Origin of the sequence: Streptomyces sp. CB02366, from assembly GCF_001905905.1 — a bacterium.
Lineage (GTDB): Bacteria > Actinomycetota > Actinomycetes > Streptomycetales > Streptomycetaceae > Streptomyces.
Window position 1 is genome coordinate 472,914 of record NZ_LIVT01000001.1, and the last position, 20,524, is coordinate 493,437.

At 72.2% G+C, this 20,524-nt stretch carries 18 protein-coding genes; 9 read left to right on the plus strand and 9 right to left on the minus strand.

The features are described from left to right. Window positions 1-141: 141 nt before the first annotated feature. Window positions 142-2,778, plus strand: a complete 2,637-nt coding sequence (locus AMK24_RS02030) for a glycosyl hydrolase family 65 protein (RefSeq protein WP_073764310.1) — start codon at window positions 142-144, stop codon at window positions 2,776-2,778. Window positions 2,779-2,861: 83 nt separating this feature from the next. Here the strand turns inward: AMK24_RS02030 and AMK24_RS02035 are convergent, their stop codons facing one another. The 5 genes from AMK24_RS02035 to AMK24_RS02055 form a co-directional block, all read right to left on the minus strand. Next, window positions 2,862-3,851 carry a hypothetical protein gene (locus AMK24_RS02035; protein ID WP_073764312.1) on the minus strand — a complete coding sequence of 330 codons (990 nt, stop codon included), beginning with the start codon at window positions 3,849-3,851 and terminating at the stop codon, window positions 2,862-2,864. Next, window positions 3,841-5,388 carry a hypothetical protein gene (locus AMK24_RS34500; RefSeq protein ID WP_242434888.1) on the minus strand — a complete coding sequence of 516 codons (1,548 nt, stop codon included), beginning with the start codon at window positions 5,386-5,388 and terminating at the stop codon, window positions 3,841-3,843. Before AMK24_RS34500 ends, AMK24_RS02035 begins: the two co-directional genes overlap by 11 nt. A gap of 203 nt (window positions 5,389-5,591) precedes the next feature. Next, the gene (locus AMK24_RS02045; protein WP_073764313.1) at window positions 5,592-6,713 is read right to left on the minus strand and encodes an SPFH domain-containing protein; all 1,122 of its coding nucleotides are present in this window, start codon (window positions 6,711-6,713) and stop codon (window positions 5,592-5,594) included. A gap of 233 nt (window positions 6,714-6,946) precedes the next feature. Continuing rightward, window positions 6,947-7,384 (minus strand): NfeD family protein, encoded by a 438-nt coding sequence (locus tag AMK24_RS02050; protein WP_073764315.1) that lies wholly within the window; start codon window positions 7,382-7,384, stop codon window positions 6,947-6,949. 459 nt (window positions 7,385-7,843) lie between these two features. Continuing rightward, window positions 7,844-9,073 (minus strand): YncE family protein, encoded by a 1,230-nt coding sequence (locus tag AMK24_RS02055; RefSeq protein WP_073764317.1) that lies wholly within the window; start codon window positions 9,071-9,073, stop codon window positions 7,844-7,846. Window positions 9,074-9,459: 386 nt separating this feature from the next. Between AMK24_RS02055 and AMK24_RS02060 the strand changes: the two genes are divergently transcribed. The 3 genes from AMK24_RS02060 to AMK24_RS02070 all read left to right on the plus strand — a co-directional run bounded on the left by AMK24_RS02060 (window position 9,460) and on the right by AMK24_RS02070 (window position 11,074). Further along, window positions 9,460-10,104 carry a TetR/AcrR family transcriptional regulator gene (locus tag AMK24_RS02060; RefSeq protein WP_073764319.1) on the plus strand — a complete coding sequence of 215 codons (645 nt, stop codon included), beginning with the start codon at window positions 9,460-9,462 and terminating at the stop codon, window positions 10,102-10,104. 444 nt (window positions 10,105-10,548) lie between these two features. Beyond that, the gene (locus AMK24_RS02065; protein ID WP_073764321.1) at window positions 10,549-10,818 is read left to right on the plus strand and encodes a type II toxin-antitoxin system Phd/YefM family antitoxin; all 270 of its coding nucleotides are present in this window, start codon (window positions 10,549-10,551) and stop codon (window positions 10,816-10,818) included. After that, complete coding sequence (locus AMK24_RS02070) at window positions 10,811-11,074, plus strand: type II toxin-antitoxin system RelE family toxin (RefSeq protein ID WP_073764323.1); 264 nt, start codon at window positions 10,811-10,813, stop codon at window positions 11,072-11,074. The genes AMK24_RS02065 and AMK24_RS02070 overlap by 8 nt, the downstream gene beginning before the upstream one ends. A 134-nt stretch (window positions 11,075-11,208) precedes the next feature. On the opposite strand, the gene ychF is transcribed toward AMK24_RS02070, so the two are convergent. Continuing rightward, window positions 11,209-12,297 carry a redox-regulated ATPase YchF gene (ychF, locus tag AMK24_RS02075; RefSeq protein ID WP_073764325.1) on the minus strand — a complete coding sequence of 363 codons (1,089 nt, stop codon included), beginning with the start codon at window positions 12,295-12,297 and terminating at the stop codon, window positions 11,209-11,211. Window positions 12,298-12,792: 495 nt separating this feature from the next. On the opposite strand from ychF, the gene AMK24_RS02080 reads away from it, so the two are divergent. After that, window positions 12,793-13,377, plus strand: coding sequence for a DUF6542 domain-containing protein (locus tag AMK24_RS02080; protein WP_073764327.1), 585 nt, complete (start codon window positions 12,793-12,795; stop codon window positions 13,375-13,377). A 333-nt stretch (window positions 13,378-13,710) separates the two neighbouring features. Here the strand turns inward: AMK24_RS02080 and ppgK are convergent, their stop codons facing one another. Together ppgK and AMK24_RS02090 are read right to left on the minus strand one after the other, a co-directional pair. Next, the gene (gene ppgK, locus AMK24_RS02085; RefSeq protein ID WP_073764329.1) at window positions 13,711-14,460 is read right to left on the minus strand and encodes a polyphosphate--glucose phosphotransferase; all 750 of its coding nucleotides are present in this window, start codon (window positions 14,458-14,460) and stop codon (window positions 13,711-13,713) included. A 38-nt stretch (window positions 14,461-14,498) separates the two neighbouring features. Next, the gene (locus AMK24_RS02090; protein ID WP_073764331.1) at window positions 14,499-15,488 is read right to left on the minus strand and encodes a 4-hydroxy-3-methylbut-2-enyl diphosphate reductase; all 990 of its coding nucleotides are present in this window, start codon (window positions 15,486-15,488) and stop codon (window positions 14,499-14,501) included. A gap of 363 nt (window positions 15,489-15,851) precedes the next feature. Here AMK24_RS02090 and AMK24_RS02095 point away from each other — a divergent pair, with 363 nt between their 5' ends. The 4 genes from AMK24_RS02095 (at window position 15,852) to AMK24_RS02110 (ending at window position 19,792) form a co-directional block, all read left to right on the plus strand. Next, window positions 15,852-17,234 (plus strand): APC family permease, encoded by a 1,383-nt coding sequence (locus AMK24_RS02095; RefSeq protein ID WP_242434926.1) that lies wholly within the window; start codon window positions 15,852-15,854, stop codon window positions 17,232-17,234. Between the two features lie 217 nt (window positions 17,235-17,451). After that, window positions 17,452-18,663: an exodeoxyribonuclease VII large subunit gene (gene xseA, locus AMK24_RS02100; RefSeq protein ID WP_073764332.1), complete on the plus strand. Its 1,212-nt coding sequence runs from the start codon at window positions 17,452-17,454 to the stop codon at window positions 18,661-18,663. 72 nt (window positions 18,664-18,735) lie between these two features. Further along, window positions 18,736-18,978 carry an exodeoxyribonuclease VII small subunit gene (locus AMK24_RS02105; RefSeq protein WP_073764334.1) on the plus strand — a complete coding sequence of 81 codons (243 nt, stop codon included), beginning with the start codon at window positions 18,736-18,738 and terminating at the stop codon, window positions 18,976-18,978. 223 nt (window positions 18,979-19,201) lie between these two features. Beyond that, window positions 19,202-19,792, plus strand: a complete 591-nt coding sequence (locus tag AMK24_RS02110) for a malonic semialdehyde reductase (RefSeq protein WP_073764336.1) — start codon at window positions 19,202-19,204, stop codon at window positions 19,790-19,792. A 133-nt stretch (window positions 19,793-19,925) separates the two neighbouring features. Here AMK24_RS02110 and AMK24_RS02115 read toward each other — a convergent pair whose 3' ends face one another. Beyond that, the gene (locus AMK24_RS02115; RefSeq protein ID WP_242434927.1) at window positions 19,926-20,429 is read right to left on the minus strand and encodes a DUF4245 domain-containing protein; all 504 of its coding nucleotides are present in this window, start codon (window positions 20,427-20,429) and stop codon (window positions 19,926-19,928) included. Window positions 20,430-20,524 lie beyond the last annotated feature (95 nt).

Below are 20,524 nucleotides of genomic sequence, written 5' to 3' on the forward strand. Positions count from 1 at the left end.
CGACGGCTACGGCACCTCGCCGCATTGTCGGAACATCCCCGTACATCCCGTATGCGGATGCCCCTCCGCCTTGCGATGCACCGCATCCGACGTCGCGCGCTGATCCACCGGGAATCGCGGGACAGCCCCTACCGTCGTCCCGTGAGCCTTCCGCGCATCTCCGTCCTCGCCCTCGCCACCGTGGTCTCGGCGGCCCTGATCGCCCCGCTGCCGTCCGCCGCCCGGGCCGCCGGTTCCCCGGCCGCCGCCCCGGCGCCCCCCGCCTGCGGGGACGCCTCCGACCCGGCCTGGGCGCGGACGTCCACCCGCTTCGGGGAGGCCGAGGGCTACGACCCGTACGTCGGGAACGGCTATCTGGGCCACCGGATCCCCGCCACCGGCACGGGCTACGCGGCCACCGGCGAGAAGACCGGCTGGCCGCTCTACACCCCGCGCTACGACGGCGCGTTCGTCTCCGGCCTCTACGCCCGCGACCGGGCCGTCTCCGAGGGCCGCGAGGTGATCGCCGCGCTGCCGAGCTGGACGGACATCGACGTGGGCGTGGGCGAGGAGACCCTCGGGCCGGACACCCCGGCGGGCCGCATCTCGCACTACCGGCAGACGGTCTTCCTCTCCTGCGGCCTCGTGCGGACCTCGCTGCGGTGGACGACGGCGGACGGCCGGGCCACCGACCTCGTGTACGACGTGCTGGCCGACCGCTCCGACGTCCACACCGGTGCCGTACGCCTGCGGATGACCCCGCGCTGGAGCGGGGCCGCGACCGTCACCGGACGGCTCGACGGGCGGGGCGCACGCCGGATCACGCTCCGCGAGGACGGCACGTTCCGCACGCTCGGCACGGGGGTCGAGGGGGCCGTCGCACAGACGATGCGGAGCGGTTCCGGGGTGGTCGAGACCCTGCGGACCGGTGCGTCGCGGCACGTGGCCCCGGTCCGCGCGGGCCGGACGTACACCTTCGAGAAGTACGTCGGCGTCGACACCGCCCTCACCTCCCGCGCCCCCGCCGAGGACGCCCGCGAGGCGGCGCACCGGGCGGCCCGGCGCGGCTGGGACCGGGTCTTCGCGGCGAACGAGGCGGCCTGGCGCGACGCCTGGTCCGCCGACGTGCTGGTCCCCGGCGACCGCGCGTTGCAGCGGTGGCTGCGCTCCACCCAGTACGGGCTGCTGGCGAACGCGCGGCGCGGCTCCGCCGACAGCATCGCCCCGGCCGGGCTGACCAGCGACAACTACGCGGGGATGGTCTTCTGGGACGCGGAGACGTGGATGTTCCCGGGGCTGCTCGCCACCCGCCCGGAGCTGGCGCGTCCGGTCGTCGAGTACCGCTACCGCACCCGGCACGCGGCCCGCGCGAACGCCGAGAAGCTGGGGTACGACGGCCTGTTCTACCCCTGGACCAGTGCGAGCCGGGGCCGTCTCGACTCCGAGTGCCAGAGCTGGGACCCGCCGCACTGCCTGACGCAGAACCACCTCCAGGGAGACGTGTCGCTGGCCGTCTGGCAGTACTACCTGGCCACCGGCGACCGCGACTGGCTGGCGGCGCGGGGCTGGCCGCTGCTGAAGGGCATCGCGGACTTCTGGCGCTCCCGCGCCACGGCGAACGCGGACGGCGGCTACTCCGTCCGGAACGTGGCGGGCCCCGACGAGTACAGCAACGGGGTCGACGACGGCGCCTTCACCAACGCGGTCGCCGCCACCGCGCTGCGCAACGCGACCCGCGCCGCCCGCCTCCTCGGCCACCGCCCGCCCACCGCCTGGAACCGGGTGGCGGCCGGTCTCCGTATCCCGTACGACGCGGAGCGGAAGGTCTTCCTCCAGTACGCCGGGTACAACGGCTCCACGATCAAGCAGGCGGACGCGGTCCTGCTGGCCTATCCGCTGGAGTGGCCGATGGAGCCGGGCGCGGCGGCGGCCACCCTGGACTACTACGCGGCCCGCACCGACCCGGACGGCCCGGCGATGACGGACTCCGTGCACGCGATCGTCGCGGCGGAGACCGGCGAGCCGGGCTGCTCGGCGTACACGTACCTCCAGCGTGCGGTGCGCCCGTACCTGCGGGGCCCGTACGACCTGTTCTCCGAGGCGCGGGGCGAGAAGGCGGGGGCGGAGGACCCGCTGTCGGGCTTCCCCGCCGACGACTTCCTGACCGGGAAGGGCGGCTTCCTCCAGGTGTTCACGCACGGTCTGACCGGTCTGCGGCTGCGCGAGGACGGCGTCCGTCTGGCCCCCTCGCTGCCGCCTCAGCTGCGCGAGGGCGTGACGCTGAAGGGCCTGCGGTTCCGGGACGCGGCGTACGACGTCGAGATCGGGCCCCGGACGACCACGGTCCGCCTGGTCTCGGGCGGCCCGTTCACGGTCCACACGTCCGAGGGCCCGCGCCGGCTGACCGCCGCGCTGACCCTGCCGACCCGCCGCCCCGACCTGGTCCCGACGGCCGACGCGGCGCGCTGCCGCCCGGTGGCGGCGACCTCCGAGGCCCCGGGGCTGTACGCGGAGGCGGCGGTGGACGGGAGCCCGGCGACGTTCTGGTCGCCAGGCGGGGCGGAGGGCTCCCTGACGGTGGACGTGGGCCCGCGCCCGGCGCGGATCACGGAGGTGACACCGCGCTGGAGCGGCGTACCGCCGGTCTCCTCCACGGTGGAGACCTCCGTCGACGGCCGTTTCTGGCGCCCCTTCCTGGCGGGCGACACGGCCAGGAAGGTCCGGGTGACGGTCCGCTCGGAGGACCCGGAGAAGCCGGCGGGCCTGGCGGAGCTGCGGGTGGAGACGGACGGCCGCTAGCGGGGACCACCGCCCTCGGCCCCGGGGCCCGGCCCGTGGGGCCGGCCCCTGGGACTCGGCTCCGGGGACTCGGCTCCGGGGACTCAGCTCTTGGGGCAGGGCGGCACCCGGTCGCCGCTGCGGGCGCGGGCGTACTCCGGGCCGGTCTGCTCGTACCAGGTGCTCAGCGGCCGGGAGGCCGGGGACACGCAGTCGAGGCCGGGGAAGTAGACCTTCCGGTACGCGGACGCGTCGGGCAGTCGCGCGGTCAGCTCGAAGGGCTTCCCCCCGGGCCCGCTGATCGTCGTCTCCGCCGTACTGCCGCCGACTTCGTAGTGCACGCGGTACCGCCAGCGGCAGTAGCCGGTCTCGGAGGTCGCGTGGACGATGAACGCCTCGGTCTCGTTCTGGTTCAAGGTGATGTGCTTGGCCTGAGGCCCGGTGAAGAACGGCTTGGCGTCCTTGCCTTCCTTGCCGTAGGTCTTGAGACGGGGGCGGGGCGCGTCCACCTCCAGTTCCAGCGGGATGACGTCCGAGACGCCCTGGGAGGGGAAGTGCGCCAGGCTGCCGCCGAGCGGCTTCTCACACGCCCCTCCCTCCAGTACGGGCACGATGTCGGTGATGCGGACCTGCTGGGAGGCCCGGCCCTGCACGGTGATCATCCAATCGGACTCCCCGGCGTCGACGACGGTGCGGCCCTCCCGCCAGGGGCCGCCCGACGAGATCTCTTCGAGGAGCCTCCCGTCCCCGGCGCCCCCGCCGTCGCGCACCACGTAGTACCCGATGTCCTTGACGTCCTTGACGTCGACGACGTCGATGGCGTTCTGCGGTGAGAGCCGATCCGGCACCCGGTCCAGCGGAAGGACCGCCTTCACCGTCGCGGTCAGGACGTCCTGGAACGTCACGGTCGCCACGGCCAGCAGGATGCCCAGCAGCCAGGTGGTCGGACTCTTCACGAACCGCAGCCGGCCTCCGGCCTCCGTCTCCTCTTCCGCCTCGGGGCGCGGTGGGCGCGACCCGCTCCCCCGCCGTACGCTCGCCCGGGTCAGCGCACCCGTCCTGCGGGTCCCGGCCCCCCGTCGGTTATTCGCCATGGGCCGACTGCTCCTCGCACTCGCGGACCGGCTGTCCCTCGTCCTGACGGCCCGGTGGTCCCTCGTCCTCCCGGACCGGCTGTTCCTCGCCCTGACGGTCCGATCGCGCCGCGCCCTGACGGCTCGGCTGCGTCGCGTCCACGTGATCCGGCCCCTTCTCGTACGCGTCGGCGCGCGGGGCCACGGGGGGCGCGGGGGCGGCCCGGCGCGCCATCAGCAGCACCACGGCCAGGCACGCGAGTCCGGTCGCCCACCCCCAGGCCGCGCCGAACCGGACGGCGTCGCCGAGCGCCACCCCCAGGTGGTCGGTGAGGGCCGTACCGTTCTCCCTGCGCGGCGCGAACCAACGCAGCAGCCGGCCGTCCACGAACGCGGCGACGACGGCGGCCAGCAGGGTCGCGTACCACCCCTTCATGACGAGCCCGAGGTACGCGGCGGGTCCGGCCGGGGCGGAGGCGGTGGTGGCGCCGGGTTCCGCCGGGGGCCTCCGCACGAGTCCCGCCGAGCGCGTGGCCACCGAGCGGAGCGCCAGCGCCAGGACCCCGAGGAAGACGGCGCAGACCACGAGGGTGACGGTCCAGCCGGCGACCATCTCCGTACGGAGCGGGCGCAGGCGCAGCGCGGGGTAGAGGACGCCGCTCCACTCGGCGACGAGGGGCGGCGGAGTGTAGGAGTTCCACAGGTCCGGGTCGAAGGTGATCGAGGCGTCCGGGGAACCCGGGGCTCCCTGGGACAGGTACCGCACCCGGACATGGCGAAGGACCGGCCCCCCGGCCACGGCCAGCAGCACGGCCGGAATGAGCCCGGCACACACCAAGTGCCGCCGCTCGCGGGCGGTGACGGCCCGCGGTACGACTTCCGCGGGGCCTTCCTGGACCTCTTTGGCCTCCTGCGGCTCCTGCGTCTCCTCACGGCCCGCGTGGTCCGCGTCGTGGCCCGTGCGGGCCTTTTCGCGACCTCGGCGGGCCCCCTCGGGGCCGTCCTCGCGGCTCTCGGCGTCCTCCATGGTTCCGAAGTGGTCCCGCAGAGGCGGCAGCGCGCGATACCTCCACACCAGGAACCAGGGGATCAACGGCACCCACAGGGTGAGCAGCGCGAACTGCGCCGCCGCTGCGGGCACTTCGCCGAGCTGGGCCCGCACGACCCACTCACCGTACGCGGGGAGGGCGGAGGCGGCGCCCGGGTCCAGGGCGGGGGTGATCAGCATGGCCGCGCCCGGGGCGAGCAGCAAGGCTCCGCCGAGGGCGACAACGGCCCTGACCCTCGGCCTGACGGTCGCACTCCCGCGGAACACGCCGTACATGAGGAGCCCGCTCACCACCAGGAAGAGGAGCTGCGGCACCCACCCCACGGCGTGCTCCGGGTCGCGCACCGCGAACCCGTCGAACGAGAGCCCGAGCAGCCGGACCTCTCCCACGGTCGTGCCGACCGGAAGGAAACCGGAGACCCACTCCTTCAACGGCTCGAACAGGAACAGCAGGATGGCCTGGTTCCACACCCCGTAGGCGGCCAGCGCCACGGACAGGCGGCGATTCACGTTGTCTTCCCCCGAGTCGCCCGCGCCCTCATGTGAACTGCGGCGGTAAGTCTGCCGTACGGGCGCGACGGCACCAAGGACTTTACGCGGACGGAGCCGAGCCGGGAGCGCCGACGAGGATCGCCCCGGGGCCGGAACGCCGGGGGTTCACGCCGACCGGGGGCGAGAGAGGCGGAAAGCCGAGGGGTCTCCGCCGCCCCTCATCAGCCTTCGGAGTCTCCGGCCGCGCGTCCCCGGCCCGGCATCCGGGTCTCACCGGCGGCCTCCGCCTCCGCCTTCGCGTCGCTCACCGCGACGGCGGCCTGCTTGGCGGCCTCGTCGGCCGCGGCGACGGCGTCCAGGGCGAGCGTGGAGTTCGGCTGGATCTCCGGGGCGTCCACGTGGTCCTTGTCCTCGCCGTCGAAGTCGTCGTCCGCGTCCTCGCGCCGGGCGCCCGGCGGCGGTCCCGTACCGCTCGCCCGGTCGCCGAACGCATGGGTGACGGTACGGATCGCCTCGGTCAGCTCGCCGGGGATCACCCAGAAGGTGTTGTTGTCGCTCTGGGCGAGGTGCGGGAGGGTCTCCAGGTACTTGTAGGCGAGGACCTTCGCGTCGGCGTTGTTGCGGTGGACGGACTGGAAGACCAGTTCCACGGCCTTGGACTCGCCGTCCGCGCGCAGGATCATGGCCTGCTGGGTGCCCTGGGCCTCCAGGATGTCCTTCTGCTTGGTGCCTTCGGCGGTGAGGATCTTGGCCTGCCGCTCACCCTCAGCGTGCAGGATGGCGGCGCGCTTGTCGCGCTCGGCCCGCATCTGCTTCTCCATCGCCTCCTTGATGGTGTTCGGCGGGTCGATGGCCTTGATCTCGACGCGGTTGACGCGGATGCCCCACTTGCCGGTGGCGTCGTCGAGGACGGCGCGGAGCCGGGCGTTGATCTCCTCGCGGGAGGTGAGCGTGCCCTCCAGGTCCATGGAGCCGATGACGTTGCGCAGGGTGGTCACGGTGAGCTGGTCGATGGCCTGCAGATAGTCGGCGACCTCGTAGGCGGCCGCCCGCGGGTCGGTTATCTGGTAGTAGAGGACGGTGTCGATGTTGACCACGAGGTTGTCCTCGGTGATCACCGGTTTGGGGTCGGAGGAGTACACCTGTTCGCGCACGTCGAGCTTGGTGTTGATCCGGTCCGCCACCGGCAGGACGAAGTTCAGGCCGGGTTGCAGCGTGCGGCGGTAACGGCCGAACCGCTCGACGTTGTAGCGGCGGGCCTGCGGGACGATGCGGACGGTGGCGGCCACGAAAAAGACGACGACGATCGCCGCCACGAGGATCGGGATGACGACCGGATCCATATCTCCTCACTTTCCTTCTTCCTTCGGCTTTCCTTCCTTCTCCTTTCCTTTTCCTTCTCCTTCTTCTCCGTCGCCGGGAGCGCTCCGTACACCGCGGGTGACAGACGGTCGGCCAGGACGTTCGGGCGGCCGGTTCGAGCCCCCGGTTCAGGCAGCCGGTTCAGGCGGCGGGGTCGTATGGCGGGCTCGTGTGGCAGTTTCGTGTGGCGGATTCATGTGGCGGGTTCGTGTGGTCAGGGAAGCAGCTCGCGGGGGTACACCACAGCGGTCGCGCCGTCGATCTCCATGACGTCCACCAGGGCGCCCACGGGGATCACGTGACTCTCGTCGAAGGCGCGGGCGGACCACTCCTCGCCGGAGAGCTTGATCAGTCCGTGGGTCGCGGTGACCTCCCGCACGACTTCGGCCCGCTTGCCGATCAGGGCGTCGCTGCCCTCGACGGTCAGGGGCGCCTGGGCCATCTGCCGCAGGGCGACGGGCCGGACGAGGGCGAGCCCCGCCACCCCCGTCAGTCCGAACGCCAGGAGCTGCCCGAACAGTCCGACGCCGACTCCGGCCACCACGGCAGCCACCAGCGCGGCGCCGGCCAGCAGCCCGAAGACCAGCGTGAGGGTGAAGAACTCCGCAGCACCGAGCGCCGCGGCGGCGAGCAGCCAGGCGAACCACGGCATCGCATCAGCCTCCCCAGGGGGATCTATACCGTTTTGTACCCTTTGTTCGCGGATCGAACCCGTCCGCGCCCGCCCGATTCCCGCCGACCCCGCCCCTGAAGCAGGACCGACACGGACGCCGCACCGAGGCACTGAACCCGCGAGGCCTCGGGCACGGCGGTCCCGACGCCCGCGAGGGGGGGAAAGCCGGAAAGTCGGAACAGCCACCGCACCGGCTCTCCGCAGAGGAGGAGCCGAGCCCGTTCACCGCGGAAGAGCGGGCCGCCCCCGCCGCCGGACGGGCCGGGGACGGCGCGTCGGCGGAGCAAGCGAGGAACCCGGCGCCGGGGCCGGGCGCCCTGTCCCGGCCCACGTCGCGGAACACGGGGCTCGGCCCGGTGCTCGGCCCGGTGCTCGGCCCGGTGCTCGCGTGAGGGGGCGCAGAGGGCTTCGCGCCCCCTGCGCCCCTCAGGACGGAAGTTAGCTCGTGGGGCTGGACCAGTCGGCGGGGATCCGGGCGAGCCGGACCCGTTGGGGGTGGTCCCCCACGGGCACGGAGGCGACCTTCTCCCCGGTGGCGAAGTCGATGGCGGTGACCCGGTCGGCGCCGCTCTCGGAGATCACGCAGGCGCGGCCGTCGCCGCTGACGGTGGCCCAGTAGGGCTTGGACGCGGTGACGAGCGGGCCTTCCCGAAGACTGTCGCGGTCGACGATGGTGGCGTAGTCGTCCATCGTGCCCGCGATGCACAGCTTGCTGCCGTCAGGGCTCATGGACATGCCGTGATGGCGCGAGTCGTTGACGTAGGTGGTGCGGTCGTCGCTGGTCGCCGGGTTCTTGGGCAGGGTCCTGACCCGGGTGATCCTGTCGGTGGCGACGTCGTACTCCAGGAAGCCGTTGAAGTAGGAGACCTGGAAGTACAGCTTGGAGAAGTCGGGGCCGAACACCGCCGGGCGGACGGAGTTGGACAGGTCCTTGCGCCCGAAGGCGTCCAGGCGCTCGCGCATGTCGATCGTCCGCACGACCTCGAACGTGCTCGCATCGGTGACGGTGATACGCCGGTCACCCTTGGTCCAGTCCAGCCACGGGGCGTCGAGAGCGGTCTCGACGTTGCCGATGGACATGTTCCAGATGTACTTGCCGCCTTCGGTCCAGATGTTCTCGTGCGGCTTGTCGCCGGTGCTGAATCTGCCCAACTGGCTTCCGGTGTTGATGTCGAGGACGTGCACGGTGTTGCCGAGCGAGGCCGAGACCGCGACCTTCGTGCCGTCCGGGGAGACGGCCATGTGGTCGGAGCGGTAACCCGAGACCGCGAACCGCCAGTTGACCTTCCCGGTGGTCAGGTCGATGGATACGACGTCGCCGAAGCTGGGCCGTGAGGCGACGACGGAACGGCCGTCGGGGGTGGAGTAGAGGTCGTCGACGAGCTGGTCGTGCCCCTCGCCCGCGGTCGCCCGGATCCCCAGGTAGACGGCCAGGTTGACCGGGTTCGTGTAGATGCGGGCAAGCCGCTCGACCTTGTCCGGAACGATGTTGATCCGGCCGATCCTGCCGAAGTCGCCGCCGGGCTTGATGACGTCGGCGGTGCCCTCCCAGTTGTTGCCGACGAACATCACCTCCCGCAGGGCGGGGGCGGAGGCGGGGGCGGCTTGGGCGGAGCCGACCGAGAGGGGCACGAGGGCGCCGGCCGCGAGAACGGCGGCCGCGGCCATGTGCCGCAGATGGCGGAGGCGGCGACGACCTCCACGTACGGGGATCGCCCGAGCACGGCTGCTCACAGAAGGCATGCGGGTATCTCCTCCAGGCGGGTGCGCACAGGGGCGCACGATACGGAGAGATCCAGTTCCAGGGCGGCGCCCTGTCCAGCGGGGCACGAAGGCGCAAGGCGCGCGGAGAGCCTGCGGCCCCGGCGGGGCGGTGAGGGGGGGCGATGCAGGACGAGTCCAGGCTCCACACGGCCTCGTGAGCCGCGTGCGAACCCCTCCCTGAATCTGAACATCACGATTTTCGAACTGAGTTACTGGATGGTAGGGAGGGGGCGGTCTCCACCGCAAGACCGGTGCGGGAAGATTCTCCGTATCGACCGATGGGGGCACACGTGAGCGGCAGGATCGCTCCGGCGGCAGGCCGGTACGGGGGCAGGGACGCCGGCGAGCGGCGGGCCGAACGCCATCAGCGCTTCCTGGAGGCGGGCCTGGAGATGTTCGGTGCGCGCCCCGGCTACCGCGGCACCAAGATCGCCGACCTCTGCAAGGCCGCCGGACTGTCGTCCCGTCAGTTCTACGAAGAGTTCCGCACCCTGGAAGACCTGCTGGCCGAACTGCACCTGTACGTCAACGACATCGCCGAACAGGCCGTCCTCGACATCCTGCCCGCCATCCAGGACGAGCCTCCGCGCAAGCGGCTCATGCTGATGCTCCGCGCCTACATCACGGGCGCCGCGTCCGACCCCCGCCACGCCCGCATCGCCTACGTCGAGATCGTCGGCGTCAGCCCCCGCCTGGACCGCCAGCGCCTTGAGCGCCGCGCGGTCTGGATCGACCTCCTCGGCCGGCAGATCGACGAGGCCCTCGAACGGGGCGAACTCGTCCCCGACGACTACCGCATCGCCCGCGCCGCCTTCATCGGCGCCGTCAACGGCCTGATGCACGACTGGGTCGTCGGCTGGGTCGACGCGAGCGTCGAGGAGATCGCCGACGAACTCATCAAGATCGCCATGGGACGTTTCCGGATCGCCGACTGATCCGATCCCGCAGCCCCCGGAGTGGGAGCGGGGGCGGACGAGGCGTTACCCGGGTGCGGACAAGACGTCGGGGCCGGCAGGCGCTACGGCGAAGGCGGCGGGCGCTTCGGCGAGGGCGATGCGAAGGCCGTCCACCGCGAGGCAGCCCAGGCCGAGCCCGTCGACGAGCCCTCGATCAGTGGTACGCCGCGGTCGGCTTCGCGTACGCCGACGGCCCTCGAGGGAGGGGGCGGCGACGCGGTCGCAGGCGGCGCAGCAGCGGGCCACCGCGGCGCGCAGGCCCTCGCCGCGGGGGCATGAAGGCACAAGTTCCAGCCCCCCGCATCGGACAGCACGGCGTCCGAAACCCAGCACGGTGGCGCGTCGCCCAGCTCATCCGGCACGGCACAACCCGCCACCCGGAGCAGATTGTGTACACATGGCACACTCGGTACGCTTGAGCGCATGACGCAGCCGCTGCCCATAGAGTCCATCCGCGACGTGCGCGCCCACCTGGCGGAAGTGGTGGAACGCGCGGACCGCGACGACGTACCCACGGTCATCACGCGCCGGGGCAAGGAAGTCGCCGCCGTCGTCTCCATCGAGGTGCTGCGTAAGTACCAGGAGTGGGAAGAGCGCGAGATCAACCGGATCATCGATGAGCGCATGGCCAACCCTGCGCCCGGCATCCCGATCGAGGACCTCATGAGGGAGACGTTGACGCGAGGTGAGTGAGTACCGAACGGTCTTCCGACCTGAGGCGCAGGCCGAGCTTCGGAAGATCCCTCGCGACATGGCGCTGCGCATCCTGGCCAAGCTGACCGAGCTGGAGACCGACCCTCTCGGCTTCAACACCACCGCACTCGTGTCCCAGCCCGATCGACGCCGCCTGCGCGTCGGCGACTACCGCGTCGTCTACACCCTCGACAACGGAGAGCTGGTGGTCTGGGTCGTTCATGTCGGACACCGGTCCACCGTTTACGAGACCTGATCGCCGCTGACCCCACGTCAGAATATCCAGCACCTATCCAGCACGGTGACGGCGAAGGGGTCGGACTCGACAGAGTCCGACCCCTTCCGACCTGCATGTTTGCCACGTCAGCGACGTGGGGTTATTTCATCCGCTCAGACGTTGAAGCGGAACTCCACGACGTCCCCGTCCTGCATGACGTACTCCTTGCCCTCCATGCGGGCCTTGCCCTTGGCGCGGGCCTCGGCGACCGAGCCGGTTTCGACCAGGTCGTCGAAGGAGATGATCTCCGCCTTGATGAAGCCCTTCTGGAAGTCGGTGTGGATCACACCGGCCGCCTCGGGGGCCGTCGCGCCCTTCTTGATGGTCCAGGCGCGGGCTTCCTTCGGGCCTGCCGTGAGGTAGGTCTGGAGGCCCAGGGTCTCGAAGCCGACGCGGCCGAGGGTGGCGAGGCCGGGCTCCTCCTGGCCCATGGACTGGAGGAGTTCGAGGGCCTCGTCGTCGTCCAGCTCGATCAGCTCGGACTCGATCTTGGCGTTCAGGAAGATCGCCTCGGCCGGGGCGACGAGCGCGCGCTGCTCGTTCTTGAAGTCCTCGTCGACCAGCTCGTCCTCGTCGACGTTGAACACGTACAGGAACGGCTTGGTGGTGAGCAGGTGCAGCTCGTGCAGGAGCCTGCCCTTCTCGGTGCCCGCCGTGATGCCCGCGGCGAACAGCGTCTGGCCGGACTCCAGGATCTTCTGCGCCTCCTCGACCGCGGCGAGCACCGCGACCTTCTCCTTCTGGAGGCGGGACTCCTTCGTCAGGCGCGGGACGGCCTTCTCGACGGACTGGAGGTCGGCGAGGATCAGCTCGGTGTTGATCGTCTCGATGTCGTCCTTCGGCGAGACCTTGCCGTCCACGTGCACGACGTTCTCGTCCTTGAAGGCCCGGATGACCTGGCAGATCGCGTCGGACTCGCGGATGTTCGCCAGGAACTTGTTGCCCAGGCCCTCGCCCTCCGACGCGCCCCGGACGATGCCGGCGATGTCGACGAAGTCCACCGTCGCCGGGAGGAGCCGCTGCGAGTTGAAGATCTCCGCGAGCTTGTTCAGGCGCGGGTCCGGGACGCCGACCACGCCCACGTTCGGCTCGATCGTGGCGAACGGGTAGTTGGCCGCCAGCACGTCGTTCTTGGTCAGGGCGTTGAACAGGGTCGACTTGCCGACATTCGGCAGGCCAACGATTCCGATCGTGAGCGACACTTTGGCGACTTCCTGGAGTGAGGAGGGGGTCAGGGGCGTCCGGGTCCGGCCCGGCTGTTCCGGCCGGTCCGGCAGGGCCCCGGAGTGGACCGATTCTCCAGTTTACGGGCCGGCCCCGCCAGGCCGGGACGGGGCGGTTCGCGGTGCTGGTCCACCGGACCCGGGGAGGCCGGTGGTGCGGATCGCGTCACCGGCCCCGGGCGGTTGCTTTCGGCATGCGTGCCGTGCGGTCCGTGCCACCTCTTCCCCGGTCCGGGCCGCCCTCCCTTTCCGGCCGTGCACGTTCCGGCCGGGCACGGCTACTTTCGGCCGTGTGACATCGAACGCAACCCCAAGGTCCGCCAAAGCGCGTGTCCAACGCCTGCTTCCCCGCCTCCCGCGACCTACGTTGGACGGGTGGAGCAGCCCAGGACACGTCCCCCGCAGAGCAGGCAGACCCCGCAGCCCGCGCCCGTACCGCCTTCGCCGGATGTTTCCCCCGGCGAGAGTTCCGCCGTGTACCGGGTACGGGTGCGCAGCGCGCCTCCCGTGGTGCTCGCGCTGCGGCGGTTCCCCAACCCCCGGCTGACCGGGATCGGGGCCGGGCTCTTCGCTTCCCTCGCCATGTTCGTGCTCGCCTGCCTGGACCGCCTGCTGTTCGACAGCTCCGAGCTGGTCTACGGGCTGCTCTTCCTCCCCGTCAGCGCGCTGACCGCCCTCTGGGTCCGCCCCGCCGACCTGGTCACCGCGCCGATCAGCGTGCCGATCGCCTTCGCCGTGGGCGTGTTCCCGATCTCCGGGGGCTCGGACGGTTTCGGCGGACAGGTCATGGGGCTGGTCACCGCCCTCGCCGTGCACGCCGGCTGGCTGTACGGCGGCACGCTCGTCGCGGGGCTCATCACCTCCGTACGCAAGGTGCGCCTGATGCGGGCCCGGCGGCAGTACGCAGCGGCCCAGGAACGCGGCTCCGGCATTCAGGAGCGGACGCCCCGGACGGCCGCCGCCCGAGCCGCGGGGTCTGCGGCGCCCCCCAAGGAGGACGTCACGCCCGAGCGGGCCGGAGCCGGGGCGGTCGCCGCGCGCCGGCCCCAGCGGCCCTGAGGTCCGTGGCGGGCGACCCGGCGGGCTGTGCCGGTGTCGCCTTCAGGGCCGTGGACCGTGCCGGCCCCGAGCCGGGCGCCGTGGACCGTCTCCGCCCCGGGCCGGGAGATACGGGTCGCGTCGGCCCGGGGCGGGCGCCATGGGCCGTGCCCGCCCCGGGCCGAAAACGTGGGTCGCGTCAGCCCCGGCCGGGAGACGTGGGTCGCGTCAGCCCCGGCCGGGAGACGTGGGTCGCGTCAGCCCCGGCCGGGAGACGTGGGTCGCGTCGGCCCGGGCCGGGAGGTGCGGGCGGGCCGTGCCCGCCCCCGGTGCTCAAGGGCGGGCAGACCTCCTTCAGTCCCCGGTCCGGGTCGCGGCCGCCGCCATCGCCGCTCCCACGATGCCCGCGTTGTTCTGCAGCTGGGCAGGGACGATCTCGGCCCGGACCTTCTCGATCAGCGGCAGGAACTTGTCCGCCTTGCGGCTCACGCCCCCGCCGATGATGAACAGTTCCGGCGAGAACAGCATCTCCACGTGGAGCAGGTACTTCTGGACCCGGTGCGCCCAGTGCTGCCAGCTCAGGTCCCCGTCGTCCTTGGCCTTCGTGGAGGCGTGCTTCTCCGCCTCGTGGCCGTGCAGTTCCAGGTGGCCCAGCTCGGTGTTCGGGACCAGCTTGCCGTCGGTGAAGACCGCGCTGCCGATGCCCGTACCGAACGTCAGCAGGATGACCGTGCCCGTGCGGCCCTTGCCCGCCCCGAACGTCATCTCGGCGACGCCGGCCGCGTCCGCGTCGTTCAGGATGGTGACGGGCTGGCCGATCCGCTCGGCCAGCAGGGCGCGGGCGTCCGTGTCGATCCAGCCCTTGTCGACATTGGCCGCGGTGCGGGTGATCCCGTCCGTGACGACCCCCGGGAACGTGACGCCGATCGGGCCCGACCAGTCGAAGTGGCCGACCACCTCCGCCACGCACCCGGCCACGCCGTCGGGCGTGGCCGGGTGCGGTGTCAGCACTTTGTGGCGCTCCTGCGCCAAGTCTCCTCGGTCCAGATCCACGGGAGCGCCCTTGATCCCGGATCCGCCGATGTCCACGCCGAAGATCTCCATGGCATCCACCGTACGGGCAGGCAGGGCCCGGTGCGCGACTACTCGGCGGAAAGGGCGGCGGCCTCGGCGCGCAGGTCGCGGCGGAGTTCCTTGGGGAGGGAGAAGGTGATCGACTCGTCGGCCGTCTTCACCGTCTCCACGTCCGCGTAACCGCGTTCCGCGAGCCATTCCAGGACGCCGTCGACCAGGACGTCCGGCACCGAGGCCCCGGAGGTGAGGCCGACCGTCGTCACGCCCTCCAGCCACGCTTCGTCGATCTCGCTCGCGAAGTCGACCAGGTGGGCGGCGGGGGCCCCGGCGTCCAGCGCGACCTCGACCATCCGGATGGAGTTGGAGGAGTTCTTGGAGCCGACCACGATGACCAGTTCGGCGTCCTCGGCCAGCTTCTTCACCGCGATCTGGCGGTTCTGCGTGGCGTAGCAGATGTCGTCGCTGGGCGGCGAGAGGAGATTGGGGAACTTCGACTTGAGGGCGTCGACCGTCTCCATCGTCTCGTCGACGGACAGGGTGGTCTGGGAGAGCCAGACGACCTTCGACTCGTCGCGCACCTCGACGTTCGCCACGTCCTCGGGGCCGTCGACCAGCTGGATGTGGTCAGGGGCCTCGCCGGAGGTGCCGATGACCTCCTCGTGGCCCTCGTGGCCGATCAGGAGGATGTCGTAGTCCTCCTTGGCGTACCGGACGGCTTCCTTGTGGACCTTGGTGACCAGCGGGCAGGTCGCGTCGATGGTGGCGAGCTTGCGCTCGGCGGCCTCCGCGTGGACGGTGGGCGCGACCCCGTGCGCGGAGAACATCACGATGGACCCCTCGGGCACCTCCGCGGTGACGTCCACGAAGATCGCGCCCTTCTTCTCCAGGGTCTGCACGACGTACTTGTTGTGCACGATCTCGTGGCGGACGTAGATCGGGGCCCCGTACTGCTCCAGGGCCTTCTCCACGGCGATCACGGCGCGGTCCACGCCCGCGCAGTAGCCACGGGGAGCGGCGAGCAGGACACGGCGGGCAGGCGTTGCAGTCATGCGTCCCATCGTAAGGCCGTGGCGAACAGGCGCGCGGACGGCCGGATCGGGACACTGGTCGCGGTGTGTGTGCAGCATGTCGCTGATGGTGATGGAGGGGCGATGACGTCGGTGCCCGGGAGCGGATCGGGAAGCGGTACGGGGAACGGAGCGAGGAACGGTACGGGGAACGGCGGGAGAGGAAGCGCGGTGAGCGGTACGGGCGGCGGGGCCGGGAGCGGCACGGGCGGCGGCAGCGGTACGGGCGGGCCGCAGGGAAGCCGTCCGGGGCCGGGTTCCGGGAGTTCCGGGAGCAGTGCCGAGCAGGGCGGCCTGCGCCGGACGCTCGGCTTCCGGGACCTGGTCGTCTACGGGCTCCTCTTCATCGCCCCGATGGCCCCCGTCGGCGTGTTCGGCGCCCTCGACGCGAAGTCCGACGGGGCGGTCGCCCTCGTCTACATCGTGGCCACGGTCGTCATGGGGTTCACCGCCTTCAGCTACGCCCAGATGGTGCGGGTCGCCCCCTTCGCCGGTTCGGTCTTCACGTATGCCCGCAAGGGGCTCGGGGAAGGGCCGGGGTTCATCGCCGGGTGGATGGCCATGCTCGACTACCTCCTCATCCCGGCCGTCGCCTACCTCTTCTCCGGGATCGCGATGAACGCCCTGGTCCCCGAGGTCTCGCGCTGGGTGTGGACCGCGCTCGCGGTGCTCGTGACGACCCTGCTCAACCTGTGGGGCGTACGGGCGGCCGCCCGCGTCGGGTTCGCGGTGCTGGCCATGGAGATCGTCGTCCTGCTGGTCTTCGCCGTCGCGGCCGTCGTCGTCCTCGTACGGGACGGGGCCCAGCGCGGCTGGCTGACGCCGCTGACCGGGGACACCGGGTTCTCCCTGGCCGCCGTGCTGGGGGCCGTGTCGATCGCCGTGCTGTCGTACCTGGGTTTCGACGCCATCGCCTCGTTCGCCGAAGAGGTGACGGGCGGCTCGCGGAAGGTGGCGCGGGCGGTGCTGTTCTGCCTGGTGCTGGCCGGCACGCTGTTCGTGGCGCAGTCCTATCTGGCGGCGCTGCTGGAACCGGTCAGCTCGGCCGAACTGGCGGCGGACCCGGCGGCGCAGGGGTCGGCGTTCTACGACGCGGTGGACGCCTCGGTGGGGACCTGGTTGCACGACCTGGTGGCGGTCAGCAAGGCGATCGGCGCCGCCTTCGCCGCGCTGGCGGGGCAGGCCGCCGCCGGGCGGCTCGTCTTCGCGATGGCCCGCGAGCGGCGGCTGCCCGCGGTGCTCGCGAAGGTCAGCCCGTCGTCCGGGGTGCCGCGGGTGGCGATCCTCGGTGCGGCCGTCGTGACGCTGGTGGCCGCCGTGTGGGCGGCCCGGCGCGACGACGGCCTGGACCATCTGGTCTCGGTGGTGGACATCGGCGCGCTGACGGCGTTCGTCCTGTTGCACGCGTCCGTGGTCGGCTGGTTCGCCGTACGCCGGATGGCGGGGCCGCCCGTGTGGTGGCGGCACGTCCTCGTCCCGGTGGTCGGCGCGGGCATCCTGGTCGCGGTCATCGTCGAGGCGACGACGTCCTCCCAGGTGGTGGGCGTCTGCTGGCTCGGCGTGGGGCTCGTGGTGCTGGCGGTGCAGGGGACGGGCCGCCGGAGCGGCGCGGAGGGCCCGGGAGGACCGGGAGGACCGGGAGGACCGGGAGGAGCAAGGGGCCCGGGAAGAGCAGGGGGCCCGGGAGGAGCAGGGGGCCCGGGGGCGCCGGAGAGTGGGCGCGGCATCGCGGAATGAGGTTCCGGGGCGTGCGCGACACAGAGGGCGGGGCGCCGGGGGGGCGTGCGCAGCACAAAGGGGGGCGAGGCGCCGGGGGAGCGTACGCGGCACGGCGCGGCGCGGTGAGGCGGCGGGGGCGTACGCGGGGAGGAGGCGGGCGGGCGGCCCTCGTCCCCGTGCCGCCGGGCGCGCGGGGGGCGGGGGCCTGTCGGCGGGTGCCGATACGCTCGCCGGTATGGCTCTCAACACGTCCGCGGAAGCGCCGCTGCCCGTCGGTGAGGTCTCCCGGCTCATCGGCGGGTGGATCGACCGGCTCGGCGCCGTCTGGGTGGAGGGGCAGATCACCCAGTTGTCGCGGCGGCCCGGGGCCGGCGTCGTCTTCCTGACCCTGCGCGACCCCTCCCAGGACATCTCGGTGAGCGTGACCTGCTTCCGGCAGGTCTTCGACCGGATCGCCGACGTGGTGAGCGAGGGCGCGCGCGTCGTCGTCCTCGCCAAGCCGGAGTGGTACGCCCCCCGGGGGCAGCTGTCGCTGCGGGCCACCGACATCCGGCCGGTCGGGATCGGCGAGTTGCTGGTGCGGTTGGAGCAGCTGAAGAAGTCGCTCGCCGCCGAGGGGCTCTTCGCGCTGGACCGGAAGAAGCCGCTCCCCTTCCTGCCGCAGCTCATCGGGCTGGTCTGCGGGCGCGCCTCCGCCGCCGAGCGCGACGTCCTGGAGAACGCCCGCCGCCGCTGGCCCGCCGTCCGCTTCGAGGTCCGCAACACCGCCGTCCAGGGGGTGAACGCGGTCACCCAGGTCGTGCAGGCGGTCGAGGAGCTGGACGCGCTGCCCGAGGTCGACGTGATCGTGGTCGCCCGGGGCGGCGGCAGCGTCGAGGATCTGCTGCCGTTCTCCGACGAGCAGCTGGTCCGGACCGTGGCCGCCTGCCGTACGCCGGTGGTCTCCGCGATCGGCCACGAACCGGACTCGCCCCTGCTGGACCTGGTCGCCGACCTGCGCGCCTCCACGCCCACGGACGCGGCCAAGAAGGTCGTCCCCGACGTGGGCGAGGAGCTGGAGCGGGTGCAGCAGTTGCGGGACCGGGCGCTGCGGACCGTGCGGGGGCTGCTGGACCGCGAGGAGCGGGGGCTCGCGCACGCGCTGGGCCGGCCGGCGATGGAGCGGCCCCAGCGGCTGGTGGACGAGCGCGAGGCGGAGGTGGACGCGCTCGTCGGGCGCAGCCGCCGGGTGCTGGGCCACCTCCTGGACCGCGCCGACTCCGAGCTCTCGCACACGCTCGCCCGGGTCGTCTCCCTCTCCCCCGCCGCCACCCTGGAGCGCGGGTACGCGGTGCTCCAGCGGCCGGACGGGCACGTGGTGCGCTCCCCCGACGAGGCGGGGGCGGCCGGGGAACCGCTGCGGGCACGGGTGGCGGAGGGCGAGTTCACCGTACGGGTGGCGGAGTAGCGCCCCGGCGCCCCGGCGCCCCGGTGCCCCGGTGCCCCGAAGACATGACAGCTCACATTTAGGGTGGATCACATGACGGACGACGAGGGTACGGCGGCGGCCGCCGCCACGGGCACGCTCGGGTACGAGCAGGCGCGCGACGAGCTGATCGAGGTCGTGCGCCGGCTGGAGGCGGGCGGCACGACCCTGGAGGAGTCGCTGGCCCTGTGGGAGCGGGGCGAGGAGCTGGCCAGGGTCTGCCGCCACTGGCTGGAGGGCGCCCGCGCCCGGCTGGACGCGGCGCTCGCCCGCCCGCAGGACGCGGACGAGGGCTGAGGCGGCGGGCCGGGGGGCGCGGCCCCTTCGGGGCGGGTGGTGCGCCCGATGCGGGCGCGTACTCCGCGCGCTGCGGGCCGCGGTCCCCGCTCCTTGCGGACGGGGTCCGGCCGGGGGCTGTGGAATGGATCACTCCATCCCCGTTTTAGTTGAAAGTTAACCTACTTCAGGCGTACGTTCGGACCTTCTTCCCCCACTGTGCACATCGGAAGGTCAGCACCACATGTCCCTCGTTCTCGACCCCGCCGCCCAGGACCTCCTCTTCCGCGAGGCCCGCACCGCCAACACGTTCACCGACGAGCCGGTGACCGACGAGCAGGTCCAGGCGATCTACGACCTGGTAAAGTTCGGCCCCACCGCCTTCAACCAGTCGCCGCTGCGCGTCGTCCTGGTCCGGTCCGCCGAGGGTCGCGAGCGCCTGGTGCAGCACATGGCCGAGGGCAACCGCCCGAAGACCGCGACCGCCCCGCTGGTCGCGATCCTGGCCGCCGACAACGAGTTCCACGAGGAGCTCCCGGCGCTGCTCCCGCACTTCCCGCAGGCCAAGGACGTGTTCTTCTCGGAGCGCCCGGTCCGCGAGTCGGCCGCCGGCCTCAACGCCGCCCTCCAGGCCGCCTACTTCATCATCGGCGTCCGCGCCGCCGGCCTGGCCGCCGGCCCGATGACCGGTTACGACGCCGCGGGCATCCAGAAGGAGTTCCTGGACGACGACCACACCCCGCTGATGGTCGTCAACATCGGCAAGCCGGGCGAGGACGCGTGGTTCCCGCGCAGCCCCCGCCTCTCCTACGACGAGGTCGTCAAGACCGTCTGAGGCCCCTCGCGCACGGAAAAGGCCCCCGGTGTTCCGGGGGCCTTTTTCCGTACGTGCCGGCCTCGGGTTTCCGTACGTGCCGCCTTGGGTTTCCGTACGTGCCGGCCTCGGGCCGGTGCGGTGCGGCCGGGCGTCAGGAAGCCGGGGCGGCCGGCGGCGTCGTCTTCAGCGCCGCGGCCATCCTCACCAGGCTCTCCTTCGGCGCCGAGCCGGTCACCACCGTGGTGTGGCCCTTCCCGGGCAGGACGAGGGCGTCGTACTTCTCGCCCTCCCAGACCTGCCACTCCTCGCCGCCCACCGTCTCGGTCCGCCCGGTGTCCCGCGCCTTCTGGCTGACCTCGGGGACGTAGGTGCGGGCGGCGGCGGTGGACTGCTCGACCGCGACGTACTTGCGGTCCGCGTCGAGGAAGCCGAGGTGCCAGGCCTTGTCCGCGGCCTCGTCGTACCGGACGGAGGTCGCCTTCCACTTCTCCGGCAGGCCCTCCGGGGCGGCCACCGGGTAAGGGGCCGCCGTGCGCACCGTCGCCAGCTCCACGGTGAAGTCGACCGCCTTGAGCGGGTCCGCGTGCTCGTCCTTCGGGATGAAGAGGTAGATGACCCCCGCGCAGGCGGCGATCACCAACGTCGACAGGAGCATGTCCCGGACTGTCTGCTTGCCTCGCTTGCTTGCCACGGGTCCATGGTGGCACGCGGCCTGACACGCCCGGCCGCAGGGTGCCGCTCGGGGGCGGG

Bases quoted from the DNA above. Each gene is read 5' to 3' on its own strand.
- ppgK (WP_073764329.1), bottom strand. From the start codon at position 14,460: ATGGAGATCTTCGGCGTGGACATCGGCGGATCCGGGATCAAGGGCGCT.
- AMK24_RS02090 (WP_073764331.1), bottom strand. From the start codon at position 15,488: ATGGGACGCATGACTGCAACGCCTGCCCGCCGTGTCCTGCTCGCCGCT.
- AMK24_RS02055 (WP_073764317.1), bottom strand. From the start codon at position 9,073: ATGGCCGCGGCCGCCGTTCTCGCGGCCGGCGCCCTCGTGCCCCTCTCG.
- AMK24_RS02095 (WP_242434926.1), top strand. From the start codon at position 15,852: ATGGCCCCCGTCGGCGTGTTCGGCGCCCTCGACGCGAAGTCCGACGGG.
- AMK24_RS02045 (WP_073764313.1), bottom strand. From the start codon at position 6,713: ATGGATCCGGTCGTCATCCCGATCCTCGTGGCGGCGATCGTCGTCGTC.
- AMK24_RS02035 (WP_073764312.1), bottom strand. From the start codon at position 3,851: ATGGCGAATAACCGACGGGGGGCCGGGACCCGCAGGACGGGTGCGCTG.
- AMK24_RS02065 (WP_073764321.1), top strand. From the start codon at position 10,549: ATGACGCAGCCGCTGCCCATAGAGTCCATCCGCGACGTGCGCGCCCAC.
- AMK24_RS02115 (WP_242434927.1), bottom strand. From the start codon at position 20,429: ATGCTCCTGTCGACGTTGGTGATCGCCGCCTGCGCGGGGGTCATCTAC.
- AMK24_RS02110 (WP_073764336.1), top strand. From the start codon at position 19,202: ATGTCCCTCGTTCTCGACCCCGCCGCCCAGGACCTCCTCTTCCGCGAG.
- AMK24_RS02105 (WP_073764334.1), top strand. From the start codon at position 18,736: ATGACGGACGACGAGGGTACGGCGGCGGCCGCCGCCACGGGCACGCTC.
- xseA (WP_073764332.1), top strand. From the start codon at position 17,452: ATGGCTCTCAACACGTCCGCGGAAGCGCCGCTGCCCGTCGGTGAGGTC.
- AMK24_RS02050 (WP_073764315.1), bottom strand. From the start codon at position 7,384: ATGCCGTGGTTCGCCTGGCTGCTCGCCGCCGCGGCGCTCGGTGCTGCG.